Genomic DNA, 22,408 nt, shown 5'->3' with positions numbered 1-22,408 from the left:
CCCAGGCACTCGGCTTCGTCAGGCCGGAATCGACGGCAGCCCCGACAGCGCCATCGCCAGCTCGGCCTCGTCGTAGCTGGCGTCGACCAGCTTGCCGCCGAGGTAGTTGGTGTAGGCGGCCATGTCGAAGTGGCCGTGGCCGCTCAGGCCGAAGAGGATGGTCTCGGCCTTGCCTTCGGCCTTGCAGCGCAGCGCCTCGGCGACCGCGCCCTGGATCGCGTGGCTGGCTTCGGGCGCCGGCACGATGCCTTCGCAGCGCGCGAACAGCACCGCCGCGGCGAAGCAGTCGTTCTGGGTGTGCGCCTGGGCCTCGATCAGGCCGAGCTCCAGCAGGTGGCTGACCAGCGGTGCCATGCCGTGGTAGCGCAGGCCGCCGGCGTGGAACCCCGGCGGCGTGAAGCTGCTGCCCAGCGTGTGCATCTTGGTCAGCGGCGTCAGGTGCGCGGTGTCGCCGTAGTCGTAGGCGAACCTGCCGCGCGTCAGGCTCGGGCAGGCGACCGGTTCGATGGCGACGATGCGGCGCTTGCGGCCGCCGCGCAGCGTCTGGCCGACGTAGGGGAAGGCGAGGCCGGCGAAGTTGCTGCCGCCGCCGGTGCAGGCGATGACGATGTCCGGGTCGGCATCGGCCATCTCCATCTGCAGCATCGCCTCCTGACCGATGATGGTCTGGTGCAGCAGCACGTGGTTGAGCACCGAGCCGAGCGCGTACTTGGTGTCGTCGTTCGTCGCCGCCACCTCGACGGCTTCGCTGATCGCCAGGCCCAGCGAGCCGCGGTGCTCCGGGTGCTCGGCGAGCACCGCGCGGCCGGCGGCGGTCTCGGGCGAGGGCGAGGGGATGCAGGTCGCGCCGTAGGTCTCCATCAGCGCGCGGCGGTACGGCTTCTGGTCGTAGGACACGCGCACCTGGAAGACCTTGACCTCCAGCCCGAACAAGGAGCCTGCGAAGGCCAGCGACGAACCCCACTGGCCGGCGCCGGTCTCGGTGCTCAGCTTGCGGATGCCGGCCTGGGCGTTGTACCAGGCCTGCGGCACGGCGCTGTTGGGCTTGTGGCTGCCCGCCGGCGAAACGCCTTCGTACTTGAAGAAGATCTTGGCCGGCGTCTGCAGCGCCTGCTCCAGGCGGCGGGCGCGGATCAGCGGCGCCGGGCGCCAGAGGCGGAAGACTTCGCGGATCGGCTCGGGGATCTCGATCTCGCGTTCGGTCGCCATCTCCTGCTCGATCAGAGAGCGCGTGAACAGCGGCTCCAGGTCGGCCGGCGCGACGGGCTGCTTGGTGACCGGGTGCAGCGGCGGCGCCGGCGGCACCGGCAGGTCGGCCACGATGTTGTACCAGTGCCGCGGCATGCGGCTTTCTTCGAGCAGGAACTTCGTCGTCATCGCATCTCCTGGGGGACGCGGAATTCTGTCATCGGGGCGGCGGTCCGCCGCGACCGGCCGGCCGAGTCTTGACGTCGGTCAGTCGCCTCGCGGGATCAGGCCTGCAGCACCTCGAGCGCGCGGTCCAGGCCGCCAGAGGTGATCGCGATCATCGCCTCGGCGGCGACGGCGGGTTTCGGGTGGTAGGCGATCGACAGGCCGGCGGCGGCCATCATCGGCAGGTCGTTGGCGCCGTCGCCGACGGCGATGGCCTGCGAGGGTTCGATGCCCATCAGCTCGGCCACCTCGAGCAGTACGCGGCGCTTCTCGGCGCCGTCGACGATGTCGCCCCAGGGCCGCTGCAGCAGCGTGCCGGTGAGCTTGCCGTGCGCGATGCCCAGCGTGTTGGCGCGTGCGAAGTCCAGCTTCAGGCGCCGGCGCACGCGTTCGCTGAAGAAGCTGAAGCCGCCGGAGACGAGCATCGTCTTCAGCCCGGCGGCCTGGCAGGCGGCGACGAAGGCCTCGACGCCGGGGTTGAGCTGCAGCCGCTGCTCGGCGACCTGGTGCAGCGCCGCCTCGGGCACGCCGGCCAGCAGCGCCATGCGCCGGCGCAGGCTCTCCTTGTAGTCGCTGATCTCGCCGCGCATCGCCGCCTCGGTGATCGCCGCGACCTCGTCGTAGCGCCCGGCGGCCCGTGCGATCTCGTCGACGCACTCGATGTTGATCAGCGTCGAGTCCATGTCGAAAGCCACCAGCCGGAAGTCGGAGAGCCGCAGCGGCGGCTGGAAGCCGCGGATGTGCAGGCCGGGGGCGTGTTCGATGGCGTCCATGGGGATCTTCGGGTCTCAGGCGGGGCGCGGCTGGCCGAGCGCGCGCAGCACGTCGCGCACGTACTGGGCGCGGTCCTTCACGTCGGCGATCTCGCGGTCGATGCGCAGCTTGTCGTTGCCGGCGAGCTTGATCGCGCGGTTCTTCTGCACCAGCTCGATGATGCGCAGCGGCTCGATCGGCGGGTTGGGGCGGAAGACGATGTTCATCAGCTTCGGCCCGGCGTCGATCTTCTGCACGCCGTAGGGCCGCGCCAGCACGCGCAGGCGGTGGGTGTCGAACAGCGTCTGGCCCTGCGCCGGCAGCTTGCCGAAGCGGTCGGTGATCTCTTCGAGCAGGGTGTCGATCTGCTCGGCCTTCTCGGCGGTGGCCAGGCGCTTGTAGAGATTCAGCCGGGTCTGCACGTCACCGCAGTAGGCGTCGGGCAGCAGTGCCGGGGCGTGCAAATTGATCTCGGTGGTCGCGGCCAGCGGCGACAGCAGGTCGGGCTCGCGGCCGGCCTTCAGCGAGCGCACGGCTTCGGACAGCATGTCGTTGTAGAGCTGGAAGCCGACTTCCATCATGTTGCCGCTCTGGTTCTCGCCCAGCACCTCGCCGGCGCCGCGGATCTCCAGGTCGTGCATCGCGAGATAGAAGCCGCTGCCCAGTTCCTCCATCTGCTGGATGGCTTCCAGCCGCTGCGCCGCCTGCTTGGTCAGCGCCTCGACGTCGGGCACCAGCAGGTAGGCGTAGGCCTGGTGGTGGCTGCGGCCGACACGCCCGCGCAGCTGGTGCAGCTGCGCCAGGCCGAACTTGTCGGCACGGCTCATCACGATGGTGTTGGCCGTCGGCACGTCGATGCCGGTCTCGATGATCGTCGAGCACAGCAGGATGTTGTGGCGCTGGGCGACGAAGTCGCGCATCACGTGCTCCAGCTCGCGCTCGGGCATCTGGCCGTGGGCGACGCCGATGCGCGCCTCGGGCAGCAGCTCCTCGAGCTTCTGGCGCCGCGCCTGGATCGACTCGACGTCGTTGTGCAGGAAGTAGACCTGGCCGCCGCGTTTCAGCTCGCGCAGCACGGCCTCGCGGATCGTCGAGTTGTTCTCGCTGCGCACGAAGGTCTTGATCGCCAACCGGCGCTGCGGCGCGGTGGCGATGACCGACAGGTCGCGCAGGCCTTCGAGCGCCATGCCCAAGGTGCGCGGGATCGGCGTGGCGGTCAGCGTCAGCACGTCGACCTCGGCGCGCATCGCCTTGATCGCCTCCTTGTGGCGCACGCCGAAGCGGTGCTCCTCGTCGATGATCAACAGGCCCAGGCGCTTGTACTTGACGTCCTGGCTGAGCAGCTTGTGGGTGCCGACGACGATGTCCACCGTGCCGTCGGCCAGGCCTTCGAGCGCGGTCTTCACTTCCTTGGCCGAACGGAAGCGCGACAGTTCGGCGATCTTCACCGGCCACTTGCCGAAACGGTCGACGAGCGTCTGGTAGTGCTGCTCGGCCAGCAGCGTCGTCGGCGCCAGCAGCGCGACCTGCTTGCCGCCGATCACCGAGACGAAGGCCGCACGCAAGGCGACCTCGGTCTTGCCGAAGCCGACGTCGCCGCAGACCAGGCGGTCCATCGGCCGCGGGCTGACGAGATCCTGGATGACGGCGTGGATCGCGGCGCGCTGGTCGGGCGTCTCCTCGAAGCCGAAGCTGGCGGCGAACGCCTCGTAGTCGGACGGGCTGTAGCGGTGGGCGTAGCCCTCGCGCGCGGCGCGGCGGGCGTAGAGGTTCAGCAGCTCGGCGGCGGTGTCGCGCACCTGCTCGGCGGCCTTGCGCCGGGCCTTGTCCCACTGGCCCGAGCCCAGCTTGTGCAGCGGCGCCTCGTCGGCGCTGACGCCGGTGTAGCGGCTGATCAGGTGCAGCTGCGCCACCGGCACGTACAGCGTCGCCTTGTCGGCGTACTCCAGGTGCAGGAACTCGCTGGGGCCTTCGCCGGTGTCGATGTTGACCAGGCCGCGGTAGCGGCCGATGCCGTGGTTCATGTGCACCACGGGGTCGCCGAGCTTGAGCTCCGACAGGTCCTTGATCAGCGCGTCGACGTTGCTCGTCTGCTCCTGCTTGCGCCGGCGGCGGGCCTGCGGCGCGGTGGCGAAGAGCTCGGTCTCGGTGACGAACTGCACCGACACCCCGTCATCCGGCTCGTGCCAGTGGAAGCCCTGGGCCAGCGGCGCAGCGACGATCGCGAAACGCTCCTCGCCGGCCAGGAACCCGGCCAGGTCGGCGACCGAGGGCAGGGCGATGCGGTGGTCGCGCAGCAGCTCCAGCAGGCTTTCGCGCCGGCCTTCGCTCTCGGCGGCCAGCAGCACGCGGTGCGCGGTCGTCTGGAGGTGGCGTTCCAGCCCGGCCAGCGGCTCGGTCGCGCCGCGGTCGACGGCCAGGTCCGGCAGCGGGCGGGCCCAGTCCACGGGCTCGTTGCCGCGCAGCGCCAGCGTCGCGTGCGGCTGGGTGCGGGCGAAGAACTCGTCGGGGCGCAGGAAGATCGCTTCGGGCGGCAGCAGCGGCCGCTCGGGGTCGTGCTGCAGGAAACGGTGGCGCTCGCGCGTGTCGGTCCAGAAACGCTCCAGCGCCTGGTCGACCTCGCCGTGCAGCGCGACGGCGGCGGTCTCGCCGAGGTACTCGAAGATGCTGGCGATCTCGTCGAAGAACAGCGGCAGGTAGTACTCGATGCCGCCGGTGGCGATGCCTTGCGCGATGTCCTTGTAGATGCGCGAGCGTGTCGGGTCGCCGTCGAGCTTCTCGCGCCAGCGCGCGCGGAAGGCCGTGCGCGCCGCCTCGTCCATCGGGAACTCGCGCCCGGGCAGCAGCCGCACCTCGGGCACCGGGTACAGGCTCCTCTGGCTGTCGGGGTCGAAGGTGCGGATCGAATCGACCTCGTCGCCGAACAGGTCGACGCGGTAGGGCACTGGCGAGCCCATCGGGTACAGGTCGATCAGGCCGCCGCGCACCGCGTACTCGCCGGGCGACACGACCTGGCTGACGTGCTGGTAGCCGGCCAGCGTCAGCTGCGACTTCAGCTTCGCCTCGTCCAGCCGCGCCTTCTGCTTGAAGTGGAAGGTGTAGCCGGCCATGAAGGACGGCGGTGCCAGCCGCACCAGCGCGGTGGTGGCCGGCATCAGCACGACGTCGACCTCACCCTGCTGCACGCGCCACAGCGTCGCCAGACGCTCGGAGATCAGGTCCTGGTGCGGGCTGAAGGTGTCGTAGGGCAGCGTCTCCCAGTCCGGGAAGACGGCGATGCGCAGGCCGGGCTCGAAGAACTTCAGCTCTTCGGCGAGGCGGGTGGTGTCGGCGGGGTCGGCCGTGACGACGGCCAGCAGGCGCTGCTCGGCCTTGCGTGCCGCGCCCAGCCGGGCGAGCAGCAGCGCGTCGGCCGAACCTACCGGGCGCGGCAGCGTGAAGCGCTTGCCCGGGGCGATGTTCGGGATCTGCATGGGAGGCGCGATTCTAGAATCGCTGGATGACTGTGCCGCCGACCCGCTGTTTTGCCCTGGTTCCGTGCGCCGGTGTCGGCCTGAGGGCCGGCGCCGGCGGCCCCAAACAATATGCGCCGCTGGCCGGCCGGCCGGTGGTCGCGCACACGCTGGCGGCGCTGGCCGCGGTGCCGCGGCTGGCGGGCACGCTGGTCGTGCTGTCGCCCGAGGACACGCAGTTCGAAGCCGCCGTGCCCGGCTGGCAGGGCTGGCTGGCGCGCTGCGGCGGCGCCACGCGCGCCGAGAGCGTCGCCCACGGCCTGCCGGTGCTGCGTGAACTGGGCGCCCGCGACGACGACTGGGTGCTGGTGCACGACGCCGCCCGCTGCCTGCTGCGCCCCGAGTGGGTCGACCGCCTGATCGATGCCTGCCTGGCCGACCCCGTCGGCGGGCTGCTCGCGCTGCCGCTGGCCGACACGCTGAAGGCCGAGGAGGCCGGGCGGGTCGCCGACACCGTGCCGCGCACGGCCAAGTGGGCCGCGCAGACGCCGCAGATGTTCCGCATCGGCCTGCTGGCGCGGGCGCTGGCCGAAGCCGGTGACCAGGTCACCGACGAATCCAGCGCCGTCGAGGCGCTGGGCCTGGCGCCGCGCCTCGTGCCCGGCGATCTCGAAAACCTCAAGGTGACCTGGCCGGCGGATTTCGCGCTGGCCGCGCGCCTGCTGCAGACCCGATGAACCCTCTTGACCTCCGCATCGGCGAGGGCTGGGACACCCACCAGCTCGTCGCCGGCCGCCCGCTGATCCTCGGCGGCATCACGATCCCGCACAGCCACGGCCTGCTCGGCCACAGCGACGCCGACGCGCTGCTGCACGCCATCACCGACGCGCTGTTCGGCGCCGCGGCGCTGGGCGACATCGGCCGCCACTTCCCCGACACCGCGGCCGAGTTCAAGGGCGCCGACTCGGCCGTGCTGCTGGCCGAATGCGCGCGCCGCGTGCGTGCTGCCGGCTGGCAGATCGTCAACGTCGACTCGACCATCGTCGCCCAGGCGCCGAAGATGGCGCCGCACATCGACACGATGCGCGCGCGCATCGCCGAGCTGCTGGGCGTCGACCTCGAGCGCGTCAACGTCAAGGCCAAGACCGCCGAGAAGCTGGGGCCGGTCGGCGAGGGGCGTTCGATCGAGACGCGCGCGGCCTGCCTGCTGTACCGGGCCGGCTGACCGGCCTGGGCGCTACGGCGCGCGGCGCAGCCGGATGTGCGCCATCAGGCCGCCGTCCGGCGCGTTGGCCAGCTCCAGGCTGCCGCCCATGCGCTGCATCGCCTTGTCGACGATCGCCAGGCCCAGGCCGGCGCCGGTGGCGGCGGTGCGTGCGGCGTCGCCGCGGAAGAACGGCGTGGTGAGCTGCGACAGCTTCTCGGGCGGCACGCCCGGGCCGGTGTCGCGCACCGTGAGGATGACCCAGGGCCCGGTGCGGGCGTAGGAGATCGTCACGTCGGCGATGCCGGTGTCGGTGCCGCGGCCGTAGCGGCGTGCGTTCTCGAACAGGTTGGAGAACACGCGGCCGAGCTCGGTCTCGTCGGCCAGCACCTTCAGGTCGATCGCCACGCGCGAGTGGATGCGGATCTGCGTCGGGTCGCGGAAGCCCGCGGCCTCGCGGTCGATCAGCTGCGAGACGTGCACCGGGCGCATCTCGGTGTCGCCCGGCCGCGCGTAGTCCATGAACTTGTCGATGATCGCGTCGAGCTGGTCGATGTCCAGCGCCATGTTGCGCTTGGCCTCGTCGTCGGAGACGCTCATCTCGGTCTCCAGCCGCAGCCGCGCCAGCGGCGTGCGCAGGTCGTGGCTGATGCCGGCCAGCATCACCGCACGGTCCTCCTCGACGCGCGCGAGTTCGCGCGCCATGCGGTTGAAGCCGCGGTTGACCTCGCGGATCTCGCTGGTCAGCGTGTTCTCGTCCAGGCGCGAGTCGAGGTCGCCCTCGCGGATGCGGCTGGCGGCAAACGACAGCTGCTTGAGCGGCCGGTTGATCAGCCGCGCGATCGCCACCGAGCCGACCAGCGTCGCCAGCAGCGCGATGCCGATCCAGACGAACCAGGTGTTGCTGGTCAGCGGGCTGGTGTGGCTGTCGTCGATCTGCAGCCAGTAGGCGTCGCCGTCGATCGAGAAGCCGACCCACAGCCCGGGCTTGGCGTTGACGCTGCTCGCGACGATCGCGTCCTCGCCCAGCGTGGCGCGCAGCTCGCGTGCGACGCGGCGCGTGAAACGGTCGTGTTCATAGCCCTCCCAGCGGTCGCCGGGTTCGCGCGGCGTGACGCGCACCGCACCGTTCTGGCCCAGCGACTTCACCAGCGCGACGCGGTTGATGCCGTCGGCCTGCTGCAGCGCCGCGCGCGACAGGTTCACCAGGCCGGCGACCTGCTGCGCGGACTCGACCGCGCGCGGCTCGAACTCGAGCGCGCGCAGCGTCTGCACCCAGGCGAAGACACCCCCTGCCAGCAGGATGGCCAGCAGGCAGAAGGTGCGCCAGAAAAGGCTCAGGGCGATCGTCTTTCGGGCCATGGGCCGCGATGATGCCGTCGGCGTCGCGGGCCGGTGGCGGAAAGAGGGGGCGCGCCGGGGCCGGCGCGCGTGGAGTTGTCGCGTGGGCGCGTCAGCGCCCGTCAGCTCGCGCCGTCCGGCACGAAGACGTAGCCCACGCCCCAGACGGTCTGGATGTAGCGCGGCTGCGCCGGGTCGGGCTCGAGCATCTTGCGCAGGCGGGAGATCTGCACGTCCAGGCTGCGGTCGAAGGGTTCGAACTCGCGGCCACGCGCCAGCTGCGCCAGCTTGTCGCGCGACAGCGGCTGGCGCGGGTGGCGCACCAGCGCCTTGAGCATCGAGAACTCGCCGGTGGTCAGCGCGATCTGCTCGCCGTTCTTGGACAGGCGCCGCAGCGAGAGATCGAACTCGAACGGCCCGAAGTTGACGACCTGGGGCTCCTTGGACGGCGCGCCCGGCGCTTCGGGTGCCGGACGGCGGCGCAGCACCGCGTGGATTCGCGCCAGCAGCTCGCGCGGATTGAAGGGTTTGGGCAGGTAGTCGTCGGCGCCGACCTCCAGGCCCACGATGCGGTCGACGTCCTCGACCTTGGCGGTGAGCATGATGATCGGCGTCAGGTCGTTGGCCGCACGCAGGCGGCGGCAGATCGACAGGCCGTCCTCCCCGGGAAGCATCAGGTCGAGCACGATCAGATCGACCGTGTCGCGCGTCAGCACGCGGTTCAGCGCCTTGGCGTCCTCGGCCAGCAGGACCTCGAAACCTTCCTGGGACAGGTAGCGACGCAGCAGGTCGCGGATGCGGGCATCATCGTCGACGACCACGATGCGGTCGGGACGGGTATTGGCGGGGGTGTTCATCACCGACTCCAAACTTGTAACAGCGGCATTGTGCGGGCCGTTTTTCGACCGACCCGGCGTTTGCTGACCTGTTGTTACAAGTCTTGCGGCGTGTCCGCGACGCAATCGTGTCCGCCGGTGACTCTCACCTGGGAAAACACGTGAGCAACCCTTGCCTCTGAAAGGAAACGTTGACATGCCCTTCGCCCGAAAGGCCTTCGCCCTGGCCGCTTTCGCGGTCGCTTGCGCGGCCCAGGCGCAGACCCTGCCGCCGCCGCAGAACGTCGTCAGCCTGTCGGCCAGCGCGACGGCCGAGGTCGCGCGCGACATGCTGTCGGTGAGCTTCTCGACCTCGCGCGAGGGCCCCGACGCGCAGACCGTGCAGACCCAGCTGAAGCAGGCGCTGGACGCGGCGCTGGCCGAGGCGCGCAAGGTCGCCCGGCCAGGACAGATCGAGCTGCACACCGGCGGCTTCTCGCTGTACCCGCGTTATTCGAACAAGGGCGTGGCCAACGGCTGGCAGGGCAGCGCCGAGCTGGTGGCCGAAGGCCGCGATGTCGCCGGCATCGCCCAGCTCACCGGCCGCGTGCAGACCATGACGATCGCACGCGTGGGCTACTCGCTGTCGCGCGAGGCGCGCGAGAAGGCCGAGGCCGAGCTGTCGGCCGAGGCGATCACGCGCTTTCGCGCCAAGGCGGACACGATCAGCCGCCAGTTCGGCTTCGGCGGCTGGGGCATCCGCGAGGTCTCGGTGTCGGCGAGCGAGCCGCCCTCGGGCGTGTTCCCGATGGCGATGAAGGCGCGTGCCGCGATGGCCGACGAGGCGCTGCCGGTCGAAGCCGGCAAGGCCAGCGTCACGGTCAGCGTCTCGGGAAGCGTGCAGATGTCGGCCAAATAGCCGACGGGGCCCGGCGGGCGGCGCTCACTGCGCCGTCCAGCCGCCGTCCATGTTCCAGGCGACGCCGAGCACGTTGTCGCCGGCCGGCGAACAGAGGAAGAGCGCCAGCGCCGCGAGCTGCTCCGGCGTCGTGAAGCGCAGCGACGGCTCCTTCTCGGCCAGCAGCTGGCGCTCGGCCTCCTCGTTGGACAGCCCGTGTTCGGCGGCGCGCGCGTCGATCTGCTTTTGCACCAGCGGCGTCAGCACCCAGCCGGGGCAGATCGCGTTGACGGTGACGCCGCTGCGCGCGCATTCCAGCGCCGCGGCGCGCGTCAGCCCGACGATGCCGTGTTTGGCCGCGACGTAGGCGCTCTTGCCGGCCGAGGCCACGAGCCCGTGCACCGAGGCGACGTTGATGACGCGCCCCCAGCCGCGGTGTTTCATGCCCGGCAGCGCCACGCGCATCGTGTGGAAGGCCGAGCTGAGGTTGATCGCGATGATCGCGTCCCAGCGTTCGACCGGGAAGTCCTCGACCAGCGCGACGTGCTGGATGCCGGCGTTGTTGACGACGATGTCCGGGCCGCCGAACAGGCGTTCGCACTGGCGTACCAGATCCTCGATCTCGTCGGGCCGGCGCATGTCCGCGCCGTGGTAGGCCACCTCGCCCGAGCCGGCGTCGCGCACCGTCTGCAGCGCGGCGTCGACGTCGCCGAAGCCATTGAGCATCAGCTTCGCACCCTGCTGCGCGAGCGCCACCGCCATGCCAAGGCCGATGCCGCTCGTCGAGCCCGTCACCAGCACCGTCTTTCCTTGGAGCATGTGCCGTCCCCTTGCCGGTTGCTACGATCGGACGATTATCGGGACCGATTCCCGCGCCAACCATCCTCGTCGCCCCCCATGAACCCCCGCCTGAACGATGTGTCCTGCCTCGATGCCCGGGGCCTGCACCGCATGGCGTACTGGGATTGGGGCGACGCGTCGGCGCGCCATGCGGTGGTCTGCGTGCACGGCCTGTCGCGCCAGGGGCGCGACTTCGACACGCTGGCGCTGGACCTGGCGCCGCACGTGCGTGTGGTCTGCCCGGACATCGTCGGCCGCGGCCGCAGCGCGCGCCTGGCCGACCCGGCGGGCTACACGGTGCCGCAGTACGTCGCCGACATCGTCACGCTGCTGGCGCGGCTGGACGTCGACACGGTCGACTGGGTCGGCACCTCGATGGGCGGGCTGATCGGCCTGGGCGTGGCCAGCCTGGTGGGCTCGCCGGTGCGCCGCCTGGTGCTCAACGACGTCGGCCCGGCGATCGAGCCGGTGGCGCTGGAGCGCATCAAGGGCTACCTCGGCCAGCCGGTGCGCTGGGCGAGCGTCGAGGACGCTGCCGAGGCGATCCGCCAGGTCTCGCTGGGTTTCGGCCCGCACACGCCCGAACAATGGCTGGCACTGACCCGGCCGCAGCTCGTCGCCGACGGCGACGGCTGGATCCCGCACTACGACCCGGCGATCGCGGTCCCGTTCCGGGCGATGACGCCCGAGATCGCCGCCGCCGGCGAAGCCGCGCTGTGGGCCGCCTGGGACAGCCTGCGCTGCCCGACGCTGCTGCTGCGCGGCGCCGAATCCGATCTGTTGTCGCGCGCCACCGCCGAGGCGATGACGCGCCGCGGGCCGCGTGCGCGCTTGCACGAGTTCGCCGGGGTCGGCCATGCGCCGATGCTGGTCCAGCCGGAGCAGCGCGCGGTCGTCCGCGATTTCCTCTTGTCCTGATGAGAACCGCCGAAGCTTCCGAAGCGGCCGTCGACGCGGCCGCGATCGTTGAACTGGCGGCGCGGGAAACCGGTGTCGCCGAAGACGGCGCCGTCGCGCTCGAACGCGCCCGCGCCTTTGCCGAGCCGCTGCTGGCCGGCCACCTGCTCGACACCGGCGAGCCCGCGCTGGTGCACGCCGACGGCGTCGCCGCGATCCTGCAGGCCATCGGCGCGGCGCCGTCGATGCGTGCCGCCGCCTACCTCGTCTACGCCGGCGACTACCTCCAGCACCCCGAGGAGATGGTCGCCAAGGCCTTCGGCCAGTCCTATGCCAGCCTGGTCACGCACACCCGGCGACTGGTGCAGATCCAGCGCGCCACGCGTGCGGCCAACGTGCTGGAGGCCCAGCGCCAGCAGCAGGCCGAGCAGGTGCGCAAGATGCTGCTGGCCTTCTCGCACGACCTGCGCGTGGTGCTGCTGCGCCTGGCCTCGCGGCTGCAGACGCTGCGCTGGTACGCCGCCGAACGCGTGCCCTGCCCGCAGGTGCTGGCCGAGGAGACGCAGCAGATCTTCGCGCCGCTGGCCAACCGCCTGGGCATCTGGCAGATCAAGTGGGAGCTGGAGGACCTGGCGTTCCGCTTCCTGCAGCCCGACGAGTACAAGCGCATCGCGCGGCTGCTCGACGAAAAACGCGTGGAGCGCGAGCAGCGCATCGAGGGCGCACGCCGCCGGCTGCGCGAGCGCCTGGCCGAGGCCGGCATCCGCGCCGAGGTCCAGGGGCGCCCCAAGCACCTGCACAGCATCTGGAAGAAGATGCGCGGCAAGGGGCTGCCGATCGAACGCGTCTTCGACCTGAGCGCGCTGCGCGTCATCGTCGACGACGTCGCCGGCTGCTACGCCGCGCTGTCGCGGGTGCACGAGTGCTTCCGCCCGGTCGACGGCGAGTACGACGACTACATCGCGCGGCCCAAGCCCAACGGCTACCAGTCGCTGCACACCGTCGTGCTCGACGACGACGGCCGGCCGCTGGAAGTGCAGATCCGCACGCGCGCGATGCACGAACACGCCGAGCACGGCGTCGCCGCGCACTGGATGTACAAGGAAGCCGGCGTGCGCGGCTACGCCGGCGTCAGCGCCTCCGGCGACTTCAACGAACGCCTGGCCGAGGCGCGCAAGGCCGTGCTGCGCGAACTGCTGGCCTGGGAGCGCGACTTCGCGACGACCCGGGACGCCGCCGCCTCGGCCGTCTTCGACGATCGCATCTACGTCTTCACGCCGCAGGTCAGCATCATCGACCTGCCGGTCGGCGGCACGCCGGTGGACTTCGCCTATGCGTTGCACACCGACCTGGGCCATCGCTGCCGCGGCGCGCGCGTGGACGGCGCCATGGTGCCGCTGAACACGGCGCTGGTCTCGGGGCAGACGATCGAGATCGTCGCCGCCAAGGAGGGCGGGCCGTCGATGGACTGGCTCAACCCCGAGCTGGGCTACCTGAAGAGCCCGCGCGCCAAGGCCAAGGTGCGCGCCTGGTTCAACGCCCAGGCCCAGGGGCTGACGGTGGCACGCGGGCGCGAGCTGGTCGAACGCCTGCTGCAGCGCGAAGGCAAGACCGCGGTCAAGCTCGAGACGCTGGCCGAGCAGCTCGGCTTCAAGACCGCCGACGCGTTGTTCGAGGTCGTCGGCAAGGACGAGTTCTCGCTGCGCAACATCGAGCAGATCCTGCGCCCGGCCGCGCCGGCGCCGGCCGAGGAGGACGAGGGCATCGCGCTGCGCCGCCCGCGCCACGACGGCGGCAAGGGCAAGGGCGGGGTGCTGGTGGTCGGCGTCGACTCGCTGCTGACGACGCTGGCGCGCTGCTGCCGGCCGGCGCCGCCGGATGCGATCGGCGGCTTCGTCACGCGTGCCAAGGGCGTGGCCATCCACCGCCGCGACTGCAGCAACTTCCGCCACATGGCGCAGAAGGACCCGGGGCGTGTCATCGAGGTCGAGTGGGGGCGCGAACGCGACGGCGTCTACCCGCTGGACGTGATCATCGAGGCCAGCGACCGGCAGGGCCTGCTGCGCGACATCTCCGAGGTCTTCGCCAAGGAGAAGATGAACGTCATCGGCGTGCACACGCAAAGCGTCAAGGACGCACGCGGCGGCACCGCGTGGATGACCTTCACGGTCGAGGTCTGCGACACCGCGCGGCTGACGCAGGTGCTCAAGCAGCTCGCAGGCATCGGCGGCGTGCGCCACGCGCGGCGCCGCTGAACGCCCGGATCCGGGTTCGGTTTTGATCCGGTAATTCACTCGGGTATTTGCAAAAATCCGGATCCCGTATATAGTCATAGGCTCTTCAGGCGCGTAGCTCAGCTGGTTAGAGCACCACCTTGACATGGTGGGGGTCGTTGGTTCGAGTCCAATCGCGCCTACCAAACGGACAGCCCGGTAGATCGGTGATCTACCGGGCTTTTTCGCTTTTGGCGGCCTGGAGTCGACCGTCGACCGGCGCGAGCCGCTCGTGAAACGGGCCGGCATGGCCGGCCCGTCGTCATCCCGGTGCGGCCCGGTTCAGCGGATCTGGTAACGCGCCGAGAGGTAGAAGAAGCGCCCGCGCGGGTCGGTGTAGCTCGGGTCGTAGCCCGAGATGAAGTAGTAGGCCTGGTTGGAGAACGGCGGCGGCGTGTCGAACACGTTCTGCACGCCGGCGCGCAGCGTGAAGTCCTTCGAGAACTCGTAGGCGCCCGACAGGTCCCACAGCGAATAGGCCTTGACCCGGTTCTTCGCGACCACGCTGCCGTCGTCGGTGTTGATCGCCGAGTTCTGGTCGTCGTAGCTTGAGTAGTAGGTGTTGCCCAGGCTGAGGCTCCAGGCGCCGCGCTCCCAGTCGAAGGTGAGGCGGTGGCGCCAGCGCTGCACCACGCTGTCGGTGACGAAGCGCCCCAGGTTGCTGATGTACGGCGCGGCCGCGTCGGTCTGCTGCTTGGACTCGAGCATCCAGGTGCCCGACAGGCGGGCGCCGAACAGGCCCACCGGGGTCTGCAGGCCCTTCATCTCGACGACCACGTCCAGCCCGGAGGCCTTCTGCCGGCCGCGGTTCTCCTTGCGCAGCTCGATGTAGCAGATCGTCGCGTCGTCCGGGTCGTAGTCGCAGCCCTCGATGCCCTCGTCCTCGTTGTAGCGGTGCACGAGGGGCTCGTAGCGGTCGAGGTTGGCGAGGATCACGTCGTCGCCGATCTCGCTGATGACGTCGCGCTTGTGGATGTTCCAGTAGTCCAGGCTCACGCTCCACAGCGGGTGCGGGTTGAACACCGTGCCGAACGAGAACTGGCGCGAGCGCTCGGGCTCGAGGTCGGGGTTGCTGTAGCGGCGCGTGTCCCAGTTCCAGGCGCAGTCGGCGTAGTCGTTGTCGACCAGCGCGCAGTAGGTCGGGTCCGGCAGCGTCGAGGTGCTGCCGTACTGCGTCGGGCGATGCAGGTCGGTCATCGACGGCGCGCGGAAACCGGTGCCAAAGGAGCCTCGCAGCAGCATGCGCGGGCTCACCAGGTAGCGTGCGCCGAGTTTCGGGTTCAGCGTGTTGCCGACGTCCTCGTAGTGGTCGAAACGCGCCGCCAGCTGCAGCTCCAGCTTCTTGGTGACCGGCAGCTGCATCTCGCCGTAGAAGGCGGCGACGCGGCGCTGGTCGCTGGTGGCCTCGCCGCCTTCCGGGGCGAAGTCGTTGTTGATGTTGTCGCTCATCAGCAGCGCCGACGGCGTGAACGTGCTCTTCTCGCGCCGGAACTCGCCGCCCACGGCCAGCCCCACCGGGCCGCCGGCGAGCTTGCCGAAGCTGCGCGTGGCGCTGAAGTCCACCGCGTCCATGGTCCCGCGTGCGCGGCGCACGACGTTGTCGACCTGGATGCTGTCGATCAGCGCCAGCCCGGCGGCCGACGACGGGCCGAACGGGTTGACGATGCCGTCGGCGATGCCCTGCATCAGCTCGTCGTAGAGCACGTAGCCGTGGGTGTCGCGGTCGGCGACGTCGTTGACGCTGTGGTTCAGGCCCCACTCGTAGTCCCAGTCGCCGACGCTGCCGCTCATGCCGACGACGTAGCGCTGCGAGGTGCTCGTCAGCTCGCTGGTGCGCCGGCCGGCTTCCTCCAGCCGCATGCGCAGCATGATCTCCGGGTCGATGTCCTCCAGCCCGGTGTAGCCGGCCAGTTGGGGCACCATCGAGTAGTCGATGTAGCCGGTCACGCGCGCCGCCGAGCCGACATACCAGGTCTTGGCGCGCGCCAGCGCGACCTCGGCGAAGAGCTCGTGCCCGCCGGCGATCTCGGTGACCCCGCGGCCCAGGAAGCTCAGCTTCTCGGACTTCGGGTACAGCTCGGTGTCGCGCATGTAGTCGTAGGTGCAGGCCTGCGAGCCGCCGGTGCCGTCGGGCAGGTACAGGTTGGCCGGCGGGTTGCAGCCGTCACCGTAGGCGAAGTTGATCGTCTGGCTGTCGATCAGCTCGCCGCCGATCATCAGGCCCTGCGAACGCAGGTACTCGAGCTGGTCGGCGCCGAGCCGGATGTTGGCCGGGCTGGTGTAACCCGACAGCAGGTGCGGCAGGCGCTCGGGGATCTTCAGGTCCTTGATGAAGCCGCGCTGCGAGGTGCTCAGCGCGTCGGTGCGCTGGACGTCGAAGACGCCGAAGACGTTGAAGCCGTTGTCGGCCAGCGTGCCGTAGCCGGCGGTGATCGTCGCGGTGCGTTTGCCGGCGCCGCCTTCCTGGCTGTCGCCGACGTAGACGTCGACCTGGGCGCCGGTGAAGTCCTTGCGGGTGATGAAATTGATGACGCCGGAGACCGCGTCGGTGCCGTAGATCGCCGAGGCGCCGTCGAGCAGCACCTCGATGCGCTCGATCGCCGCCGCCGGGATGCTGTTCAAGTCGACGCCGGCGTCATCGCCGGGCGAGGCGAAGTTGGCCATGCGCCGGCCGTTGAGCAGCACCAGCGTCGAGGAGGTTCCGATGCCGCGCAGGTTGGCCGAGTTGAAGCCCTTCTGGTCGTAGCCGCCGGTGTTGATGCTGCCGCCGTCGCTCAGCCCGCCGCTGTTGGCGCTGAGGTTGCGCATCACCTCGGCGGCCGTGGTCGCGCCGGACTTGGCGATCTCCTCGCGCGAGATCACCTGCACCGGCAGCGCGCCCTCGTCCTCGGTGCGCTTGATGCGCGAGCCGGTGACTTCGATGCGCTCGACCGGCTGCGCCGTCGTCACGGCGGCGTACTGGGCCGTTGCGGCCAGGGGGAAGGCGCCGAGCGCCAGCAGGGCCGCGCAGGCGGCGGCAATGGGGGTGATGCGGCGCATCGGGTCGCGGCTCATCGGTGTTCCTCGTGGCTGGCGGGCGGGCCTCGGCCCAAAACCCTCAATTTTGTGGTGCGAATTCACAAACGGGAAACACGGCTCCGCGGATGACACGCGGCGCCGCTTTGCCTTGATCCGAGGGGGGGTGACGCTCGCACAATGGGCGAGGCCGCGCGGAGCACGCGCGGCGCCGACCCCCCTGGAGCCCCGATGGACATTGCGCACCCGTACCTGATGTTCCTCGGCGACGTGCACGACCAGCTCGCCGCCAAGACCGCCCACGGCATCGTCGACTGGCGTCGCGAGTGGTGCCTGGGCCAGACCCGATTGCCCGGCTGCCAGGCCGACCTCGGCCTGCCCGAGATGACGATCGCCGAAGGCGTGGCCGCCGGCGCGAAGACGCTGATCGTCGGCGTCGCCAACGCCGGCGGCGTGCTGCCGGCGCACTGGGTGGCGACGATCGTCCAGGCCATCGAGGCCGGGCTCGACGTCGCCAGCGGGCTGCACGTGCGCCTGGGGCAGATCCCCGAGATCCGCGAGGCCGCGGCGCACAACGGCGTGCAGCTCTTCGACGTGCGCCACAGCGACCAGACCTTCGCCACCGGCAAGGGCACGAAACGCCCCGGGCTGCGCCTGCTGACCGTCGGCACCGACTGCTCGTCCGGCAAGAAGTACACCGCGCTGGCGCTGGAACGCGCGATGCGCGCCCGCGGGCTGGACGCCGACTTCCGCGCCACCGGCCAGACCGGCGTCTTCATCTCCGGCCACGGCGTCGCCGTCGACGCCGTCGTCGCCGACTTCATCTCCGGCGCCGTCGAATGGCTGGCGCCGGCCGCCGCACCCGGCCACTGGGACCTGATCGAAGGGCAGGGCTCGCTGTTCCATCCGTCGTTTGCCGGCGTCTCGCTGGGCCTGCTGCACGGCGCCCAGCCCGACGCCTTCGTCGTCTGCCACGAGCCGACGCGGCGCACGATGCGCGGCGTGAAACACGCGCTGCCGACGATCGCCGAGGTCATCGAGCTCACCGTGCGCTGCGGCCGGCTGACGAACCCGGCGATCCGCCCCGTCGGCATCGCGATCAACACCCAGGCGCTGGGCGAGGCCGAGGCGCGTGCGCTGCTGGCCGAGCTGGCGCACGAACACGGCCTGCCGGCCACCGACCCGGTGCGCTACGGCGTCGACGGGCTCGTCGAGCGCCTGCTCGCCGAGTTCCCGGAGAGCGCCCGTGTCTGAGCCCCGGCTCGACGTCGCCGTCGAACGCTGGCCGATCGCCGGCGGCTTCACGATCTCGCGCGGCACCAAGACCGAGGCCGTCGTCGTCGTCGCCAGCGTCACGCAGGACGGCGTGACCGGGCAGGGCGAATGCGTGCCCTACGCGCGCTACGGCGAGACGGTCGAGGGCGTTGCCGAACTCGTGCGTGCGCAGGCCGCCTGGCTCGCCGCCGGCGGCCGGCGTGCCGATCTGGCCGCCGCGATGCCGGCCGGCGCGGCGCGCAACGCGCTCGACGCGGCGCTCTGGGCGCTGGAGGCACGCACGGCCGGCCGTCCGGTCTGGGCGCTGGCCGGCCTGCCCGAGCCGCGGCCTGCCGTCACCGCCTACACGCTGAGCCTGGGCGACCCCGGCACGATGGCCGCCGCCGCGGCGCGTGCGGCCTCGCGTCCGCTGCTGAAGGTCAAGCTCGGCGGCGACGGCGACGAGGAGCGCATCCGCGCCGTGCGCGCCGCGGCGCTGGGTGCGACGCTGATCGTCGACGCCAACGAAGCCTGGACCGAGGCGAATCTGGACCGCCATCTCGCCGCCTGCGCCCAGGCCGGCGTCGCGCTGATCGAGCAGCCGCTGCCGGCGGCCGCCGACGCCGTGCTCGAAGGTTTCGCGTCGCCGGTGCCGCTGTGCGCCGACGAGAGCTTCCACGGCCGCGAGAGCCTGGACACCGTCGCGCGGCGCTACGCCTTCGTCAACCTCAAGCTCGACAAGACCGGTGGGCTGACGGAGGCGATCGAGTTGGCCAAAGCAGCGCGAGAACACGAGCTCGGGCTGATGGTCGGCTGCATGCTGGGCACTTCGCTCGGCATGGCGCCGGCCTTCCTGCTCGCGCCCTGGGCGGGTTTCGTCGACCTCGACGGCCCGCTGCTGCTGGCGCGCGACCGCGTGCCGGGTTTCGCCTTCGACGGCAGCCTGATGCAGCCGGCGCCTGCCGGGCTCTGGGACTGAGGTGACAGCCGCCGCGCGGCGCTAGGGAAAACTCCGGCGCGGGCGGCGCCGGGCCGCGCCACAGTCGCAGGCCGCGGCGCGCAGCTTGCCGTCATCGGGACGCAGGCGTGCGGCGCACGCGGGCCACGAGCCTGCGCCCGACTGGAGACCTCCCATGCTGGTCCGCAAGATCCACCACGTCGCCTACCGCTGCCGCGACGCGCGCGAAACCGTCGAGTGGTACGAACGCCATCTCGGCATGCGCTTCATGCTCGCGATCGCCGAGGACGAGGTGCCGTCGACCAAGGCGCCCGACCCCTACATGCACGTCTTCCTCGACGCCGGCGGTGGCAACGTGCTCGCCTTCTTCGAGCTGCCCACGCAGCCGGCGATGGACCGCGACCGCAACACGCCGGCCTGGGTGCAGCACCTGGCGCTGCAGGTCGACTCGCTCGACACGCTGCTGGCGACCAAGGCCCGGCTCGAAGCCGCCGGCATCGAGGTCGTCGGCCCGACCGACCACACGATCTTCCGCAGCATCTATTTCTTCGACCCCAACGGCCACCGCCTGGAACTGGCCGCCGACTGCGCGACGCCCGGGATGCTGTCGCGGCTGGACGCCGTCAAGCGCGAGATGCTCGACGAATGGAGCCGCACGAAGAAGGCGCCCAAACACGCCGCCTGGATGCACGACGGCAGCCTCGCGAAGGAGGACGCATGAGGCCGGGCGTCGACGAGACCCACGACCCGGCGCTCACGAGCTGGGTCGAGTCGGCCAACGCCGACGGCACCGACTTCCCGCTGCAGAACCTGCCGTTCGCCGTCTTCCGCCGTGCCGGCAGCCGCCAGGCCTGGCGCGGCGGCGTCGCCATCGGCGAGCAGGTGCTGGACCTGGCCGCGCTGCAGGCCGCCGGTGTCGCCGACGGGCGCGCCGCCGAGGCGCTGGCGCTGGCCGCCGGCGAGACGCTGAACCCGCTGATGGCCGCCGGCCGCGGCCACTGGCAGGCGCTGCGCCAATCGCTGTCGCGCCTGTTGCGCGCCGGTGCCGTCGAACGCCCGCGCATCGAGGCCGCGCTGGTGCCGCAGGCGGCGGCCGAGTTCACGCTGCCGGCCAGCATCGGCGACTACACCGACTTCTACACCTCGATCCACCACGCGACCAACGTCGGCAAGCTCTTCCGCCCCGACCACCCGCTGCTGCCCAACTACAAGTGGGTACCGATCGGCTACCACGGCCGCGCCTCGAGCATCGTCGTTTCCGGCACCGGCATCCGCCGTCCCTGCGGCCAGCTGATGCGCCCCGACGCCGAGTACCCCGAGCTGGCGCCGACGCGCCGGATGGACTTCGAGCTCGAGCTCGGCCTCTTCGTCGGCCCGGGCAATGCACTCGGCGAGCCGGTGCCCATCGGCGCCGCCGAAGACCGGATCTTCGGTGTCTGCCTGCTCGACGACTGGTCGGCGCGTGACCTGCAGGCCTGGGAGTACCAGCCGCTGGGGCCTTTCCTGGCGAAGAACTTCGCGACGACGATCTCGCCCTGGGTCGTGACGCTGGAGGCGCTGGCGCCGTTCCGTGTCGGCGCCGCGCGCCGGCCGGCCGGCGACCCGCGGCCGCTGCCTTACCTCGATTCGCCGGCGGCAGCCGAAGTCGGCGCCGTCGACCTGCAGCTCTCGGTCGAGCTGCAGACCGCGGCGATGCGCGCGCGCGGCGAGGCCGGCGCGACGATCAGCCGCACCAGCTGGCGCCATGCCTACTGGACGATGGCCCAGCTCGTCGCCCACCACAGCGTCAACGGCTGCAACCTGCGCCCCGGCGACCTGCTGGGCACCGGCACCTTGTCGGGGCCGACGCCGGCCGAGGCCGGCGCGCTGATCGAGCTGACGGTCGGCGGCAAACGCCCGCTGACACTGCCCGGCGGCGAGCAGCGTGCTTTCCTCGAAGACGGCGACAGCGTCGTGCTGCGCGGCTGGTGCGAAGCGCCCGGCCGGCGCCGCATCGGCCTGGGCGAATGCCGCGGCACGGTGCTGCCGGCGGCGCGCTGAGCGCGACTTCGTTCACGCCGCGGGCCGGCCGACCCGCCGAGCTCGGGGAGGGTGCCGCAGACGGGCGAGGCCTAGACTCGGTGCGCCGATGAAGCCGCGCCGCCACCTCCCCGGAGCGCGCGCCGCCCGCCGCGGCGCCGCCGTCCTCGCCGCCAGCCTGGTCTGGCTGGCCGCCGCGCACGCGCAGGTGGTGCCCGACCTGTCCACGCTGCCACGCCCGGAGACGCCGCCGCCCGAGCGTGGCCCCGTCGTGCCGGCGCAGGTGGAGCGCTGGCGCGCCGAAGCCCAGGCCTACGAGTACGGCGACGGCGTGCCGCGTGACGCGCTGCAGGCCGCCCAGCTGTACTGCCGAGCTGCACGCTACGGCGACGCCGAATCGCAGTTCAACCTGGCCTGGATGCTGACCAATGCGCGCGGCATCGAACGCGACGAAGCCCAGGCCGCGCATCTGTTCGCTGCCGCCGCCGAACAAGGCCTGCCGCAGGCGGTCAACATGGCCGCCAGCCTGGGCACGCCGCTGGGCCCGCCGCCGCCGTGCCTGCGCCCGCCCGAGCAGGACCCGGTGACCGCCGCGGCCAGACCGGCGCCCGCGCCGCGCGCCCGGCCCGGCCTGCGCACGCCGGCCTCGGCGTTTGCCGCCTTGCCGCCGCCGCCGAATGCGCCTCAGCCCATCGTGCGTTTCGTCGACCTGGTGGCGCCCGAATACAAGCTCGCGCCGCAGCTCGTGCTGGCGGTGATGGCCACCGAGAGCGGTTTCGACCCCGGCGCGCTGTCGCCGAAGAACGCCCAGGGCCTGATGCAGCTGATGCCCGACACCGCGGCGCGTTTCAAGGTGCGCAAGCTGTCCGACCCGGTGCAAAACATCCGCGGCGGCATGGCCTATCTGCGCTGGCTGCTGGCCTATTACCAGGGCGACCTGCTGTTTGCGCTGGCCGCCTACAACGCCGGCGAAGGCGCGGTCGACCGCTACCGCGGCGTGCCGCCGTACGCCGAGACACGCGCCTACGTGCGCCGCATCCTGGCTTCGCTGGGCGGGCAGCGCTGGCACCCGTACGACGCCGGCGTCACGGCGCCGTCGCCGATGCTGGCGACGCTGTCGGCCGCCGCGGCGTCGCCGAGCCGCGTGCGCTGAGTCCGGACGCGGGCCGCAATCCCGCGCCCGCGGGTCGTGGGGGCTTGCGGTGTCAAGAGTGGGTCGCGGCGCCTGCCTAGGCTGGCTGCAGCCGGTCGGGAGGGCCGACCGGCCCACTCCAGC

At 71.4% G+C, this 22,408-nt stretch carries 17 protein-coding genes and 1 tRNA gene; 11 read left to right on the top strand and 7 right to left on the bottom strand.

The features are described 5' to 3' along the window. Nucleotides 1-18 precede the first annotated feature (18 nt). The 3 genes from EV684_RS04355 to mfd all read right to left on the bottom strand — a co-directional run bounded on the left by EV684_RS04355 (nucleotide 19) and on the right by mfd (nucleotide 5,639). The gene (locus tag EV684_RS04355) at nucleotides 19-1,377 is read right to left on the bottom strand and encodes a TrpB-like pyridoxal phosphate-dependent enzyme (RefSeq protein ID WP_132644985.1); all 1,359 of its coding nucleotides are present in this window, start codon (nucleotides 1,375-1,377) and stop codon (nucleotides 19-21) included. Nucleotides 1,378-1,472: 95 nt separating this feature from the next. Then, nucleotides 1,473-2,186 (bottom strand): phosphoserine phosphatase SerB, encoded by a 714-nt coding sequence (gene serB / locus EV684_RS04350; protein ID WP_132644984.1) that lies wholly within the window; start codon nucleotides 2,184-2,186, stop codon nucleotides 1,473-1,475. Between the two features lie 15 nt (nucleotides 2,187-2,201). Beyond that, nucleotides 2,202-5,639 (bottom strand): transcription-repair coupling factor, encoded by a 3,438-nt coding sequence (gene mfd / locus EV684_RS04345; protein WP_132644983.1) that lies wholly within the window; start codon nucleotides 5,637-5,639, stop codon nucleotides 2,202-2,204. A gap of 26 nt (nucleotides 5,640-5,665) precedes the next feature. On the opposite strand from mfd, the gene ispD reads away from it, so the two are divergent. Both ispD and ispF read left to right on the top strand, forming a co-directional pair. Beyond that, the gene (gene ispD, locus EV684_RS04340) at nucleotides 5,666-6,355 is read left to right on the top strand and encodes a 2-C-methyl-D-erythritol 4-phosphate cytidylyltransferase (protein WP_132644982.1); all 690 of its coding nucleotides are present in this window, start codon (nucleotides 5,666-5,668) and stop codon (nucleotides 6,353-6,355) included. Beyond that, entirely contained in the window at nucleotides 6,352-6,843 is a 492-nt protein-coding gene (gene ispF / locus EV684_RS04335) for a 2-C-methyl-D-erythritol 2,4-cyclodiphosphate synthase (RefSeq protein WP_132644981.1), read from the top strand. The genes ispD and ispF overlap by 4 nt, the downstream gene beginning before the upstream one ends. Nucleotides 6,844-6,855: 12 nt before the next feature. Here the strand turns inward: ispF and EV684_RS04330 are convergent, their stop codons facing one another. Together EV684_RS04330 and ompR are read right to left on the bottom strand one after the other, a co-directional pair. Continuing rightward, on the bottom strand, nucleotides 6,856-8,184 hold the full coding sequence (locus tag EV684_RS04330; RefSeq protein ID WP_132644980.1) for a sensor histidine kinase: 1,329 nt from the start codon (nucleotides 8,182-8,184) through the stop codon (nucleotides 6,856-6,858). 101 nt (nucleotides 8,185-8,285) lie between these two features. Next, on the bottom strand, nucleotides 8,286-9,020 hold the full coding sequence (ompR, locus tag EV684_RS04325) for an osmolarity response regulator transcription factor OmpR (RefSeq protein ID WP_132644979.1): 735 nt from the start codon (nucleotides 9,018-9,020) through the stop codon (nucleotides 8,286-8,288). Between the two features lie 175 nt (nucleotides 9,021-9,195). On the opposite strand from ompR, the gene EV684_RS04320 reads away from it, so the two are divergent. Beyond that, a complete protein-coding gene (locus EV684_RS04320; protein ID WP_132644978.1) occupies nucleotides 9,196-9,897 on the top strand; it encodes an SIMPL domain-containing protein in 702 nt (233 codons plus the stop codon). Between the two features lie 24 nt (nucleotides 9,898-9,921). On the opposite strand, the gene EV684_RS04315 is transcribed toward EV684_RS04320, so the two are convergent. After that, nucleotides 9,922-10,695 (bottom strand): 3-hydroxybutyrate dehydrogenase, encoded by a 774-nt coding sequence (locus EV684_RS04315; protein WP_132644977.1) that lies wholly within the window; start codon nucleotides 10,693-10,695, stop codon nucleotides 9,922-9,924. 78 nt (nucleotides 10,696-10,773) lie between these two features. On the opposite strand from EV684_RS04315, the gene EV684_RS04310 reads away from it, so the two are divergent. The 3 genes from EV684_RS04310 to EV684_RS04300 all read left to right on the top strand — a co-directional run bounded on the left by EV684_RS04310 (nucleotide 10,774) and on the right by EV684_RS04300 (nucleotide 14,032). Further along, entirely contained in the window at nucleotides 10,774-11,634 is an 861-nt protein-coding gene (locus tag EV684_RS04310; protein ID WP_132644976.1) for an alpha/beta fold hydrolase, read from the top strand. Further along, entirely contained in the window at nucleotides 11,634-13,868 is a 2,235-nt protein-coding gene (locus EV684_RS04305; protein WP_132644975.1) for a RelA/SpoT family protein, read from the top strand. The genes EV684_RS04310 and EV684_RS04305 overlap by 1 nt, the downstream gene beginning before the upstream one ends. An 87-nt stretch (nucleotides 13,869-13,955) precedes the next feature. Further along, nucleotides 13,956-14,032: transfer RNA gene (locus tag EV684_RS04300), tRNA-Val, on the top strand. A gap of 136 nt (nucleotides 14,033-14,168) precedes the next feature. On the opposite strand, the gene EV684_RS04295 is transcribed toward EV684_RS04300, so the two are convergent. Then, nucleotides 14,169-16,940, bottom strand: coding sequence for a TonB-dependent receptor (locus EV684_RS04295; RefSeq protein WP_132644974.1), 2,772 nt, complete (start codon nucleotides 16,938-16,940; stop codon nucleotides 14,169-14,171). A 192-nt stretch (nucleotides 16,941-17,132) separates the two neighbouring features. Here EV684_RS04295 and dgcN point away from each other — a divergent pair, with 192 nt between their 5' ends. From dgcN to EV684_RS04270, 5 genes are all read left to right on the top strand, one after another. Continuing rightward, the gene (dgcN, locus tag EV684_RS04290; RefSeq protein ID WP_132644973.1) at nucleotides 17,133-18,155 is read left to right on the top strand and encodes an N-acetyltransferase DgcN; all 1,023 of its coding nucleotides are present in this window, start codon (nucleotides 17,133-17,135) and stop codon (nucleotides 18,153-18,155) included. Beyond that, a complete protein-coding gene (gene dgcA / locus EV684_RS04285) occupies nucleotides 18,148-19,134 on the top strand; it encodes an N-acetyl-D-Glu racemase DgcA (RefSeq protein WP_132644972.1) in 987 nt (328 codons plus the stop codon). Before dgcN ends, dgcA begins: the two co-directional genes overlap by 8 nt. Nucleotides 19,135-19,288: 154 nt before the next feature. Then, a complete protein-coding gene (locus tag EV684_RS04280) occupies nucleotides 19,289-19,834 on the top strand; it encodes a VOC family protein (protein ID WP_132644971.1) in 546 nt (181 codons plus the stop codon). Continuing rightward, nucleotides 19,831-21,153, top strand: coding sequence for a fumarylacetoacetase (gene fahA, locus EV684_RS04275; protein WP_132644970.1), 1,323 nt, complete (start codon nucleotides 19,831-19,833; stop codon nucleotides 21,151-21,153). Before EV684_RS04280 ends, fahA begins: the two co-directional genes overlap by 4 nt. Before the next feature lie 88 nt (nucleotides 21,154-21,241). After that, the gene (locus EV684_RS04270) at nucleotides 21,242-22,285 is read left to right on the top strand and encodes a transglycosylase SLT domain-containing protein (protein ID WP_132644969.1); all 1,044 of its coding nucleotides are present in this window, start codon (nucleotides 21,242-21,244) and stop codon (nucleotides 22,283-22,285) included. The last annotated feature ends 123 nt before the right edge of the window (nucleotides 22,286-22,408 follow it).

Origin of the sequence: Rubrivivax gelatinosus (assembly GCF_004340905.1) — a bacterium.
Classification (GTDB): domain Bacteria; phylum Pseudomonadota; class Gammaproteobacteria; order Burkholderiales; family Burkholderiaceae_C; genus Rubrivivax; species Rubrivivax gelatinosus.
Note: the sequence above shows the minus strand (reverse complement) of the source record. Positions and strands in the feature narration are given on the sequence as shown.